This window comes from Pseudomonas sp. 67(2021) (assembly GCF_017491835.1).
Lineage (GTDB): Bacteria > Pseudomonadota > Gammaproteobacteria > Pseudomonadales > Pseudomonadaceae > Aquipseudomonas > Aquipseudomonas atacamensis.
Map to the genome: position 1 here is coordinate 1 of NZ_JAFGYL010000051.1, position 1,800 is coordinate 1,800.

The 1,800-nt window shown below is 55.2% G+C and carries 2 protein-coding genes; both read left to right on the forward strand.

What is annotated here, in order from left to right; translation table 11 throughout:
* A partial coding sequence (locus J5M66_RS26425) for an ABC transporter permease (RefSeq protein WP_207817524.1) occupies positions 1-609 on the forward strand: 609 nt, incomplete at its 5' end.
* The coding region (locus J5M66_RS26430; protein WP_207817525.1) for an ABC transporter ATP-binding protein at positions 599-1,800 on the forward strand (1,202 nt) is incomplete at its 3' end. The genes J5M66_RS26425 and J5M66_RS26430, both read left to right, overlap by 11 nt.

The window sequence follows — 1,800 nt, forward strand, 5'->3', positions numbered from 1 at the left end:
GGTGATTCAAAAGCAGAGTTCGCGTTGATTCTGTTTGCTGGCCTGATGGTTTTCAACCTGTTCTCGGAGTGCGTCACCCGGGCGCCCAACTTGATAATTTCAAATGCCAACTACGTCAAGAAGGTCGTGTTTCCTCTGGAGATATTGCCGTGCGTGATCGCGGGCTCTTCCTTGTTCCATGCGCTGGTCAGTTTGATTGTCTGGTTGCTGGCTTACTGCGTTTTCTTTGGCGTACCGCCAGTCACGTTGATGTATCTGCCACTGGTCATAGCGCCGCTGATGTTGATCATCCTTGGCATGTCGTGGGGGCTGGCAGCTATCGGCGTTTACATGCGGGATGTCGCGCACTTCATTGGGTTGGTGACGAGCGGGCTTATGTTTCTAGCGCCGATTTTCTACCCTGCGACAGCAGTGCCGGAAGAATATCGGCATCTGCTCATGCTTAACCCATTGACTGTGGCAGTCGAGAACGTGAGGGCTGTGCTGTTTTTCGGGCAGCAGCCTGATTGGCAGGTGCTGGGTATCTATGCGTGCATAGCGGTGGCAGTGGCTTACCTGGGGTTCGCCTTTTTCCAGAAGACTAGAAAGGGGTTCGCTGATGTCCTCTGAAATCGCGATCACGCTGCAGAATGTCAGCAAGTGTTATCACATCTATGACAAACCACGTGACCGGCTCATGCAGATGGTTGCTGGTCAGCGCAAACAATATTATCGAGAATTCTGGGCGCTCAGGGACGTCTCGTTCGAAATCAGAAAAGGTGAGACGGTAGGTATCGTCGGCCGTAATGGTAGTGGCAAGTCGACACTGCTTCAGGTCATCTGCGGCACATTGAACCAGACAGTTGGTGACGTTCAGACGGTCGGTCGGATCGGTGCCCTTCTTGAGCTCGGATCGGGGTTCAATCCGGAATTCACTGGACACGAAAACGTCTATATGAACGCCGCGATTCTGGGACTGAGCCGTACGGAAGTGGATGAGCGCTACGACGACATCGCATCGTTTGCCGACATTGGCGATTTTATTCATCAACCGGTCAAGACTTACTCCAGCGGCATGATCGTGCGCCTGGCTTTTGCCGTCCAGGCGATGGTCGATCCTGACATCCTCATTGTCGATGAGGCGCTGGCCGTTGGCGACGAGCGCTTCCAGCGCAAGTGCTTCGCCCGGCTTGATGAGTTGAAGGCCAAGGGCACTTCGATACTGTTCGTATCCCACTCGGGGCCGCAGGTTGTCGAGCTATGCGATCGGGCGATCTTGATGGAGCGCGGGGAGCGCGTCTGTACCGGATCGCCGATGGAGGTGGTGCGGGCTTATCAAAAATTGATCTACGCGCCGGTCGAAGAGCAGCCTCGATTGATTGAGGAATTTCGTGACATCGGTACGGACAAGGTTGCCGTCGAGAGTGCCTTGCTCGACGTTGCGCATGATGCTCCGGCGCAAGACCAGTACTTCGACGCGGGGATGGTGCCTGAATCGACCACCGTTTATCCGGAGCAAGGTGCTCGAATTGACGCTTTCGAGGTGTTCGACAAAGAAGGCCGTCGTTGTAATGTTCTCAAGGCCGGTACCGAATACGACGTCATCATGCGCGGCAAACTCACCCAGGCGATTTCGCGGGTCTTTTTCGCGATGCATATCCGTACGGTTTCGGGGGTCGTGATTACCGGGCAGCGCTTTCCCGAAGAGGGGAAATATTTCGACTGCGGAGGCGCTGAGCGGGAGTTTCGCGTCACATTCAGCTGCAAGATGGTGATGCTCCCCGGCGTATACTTCGTCGGTGGAGGTGTGTGGTCGGAGAG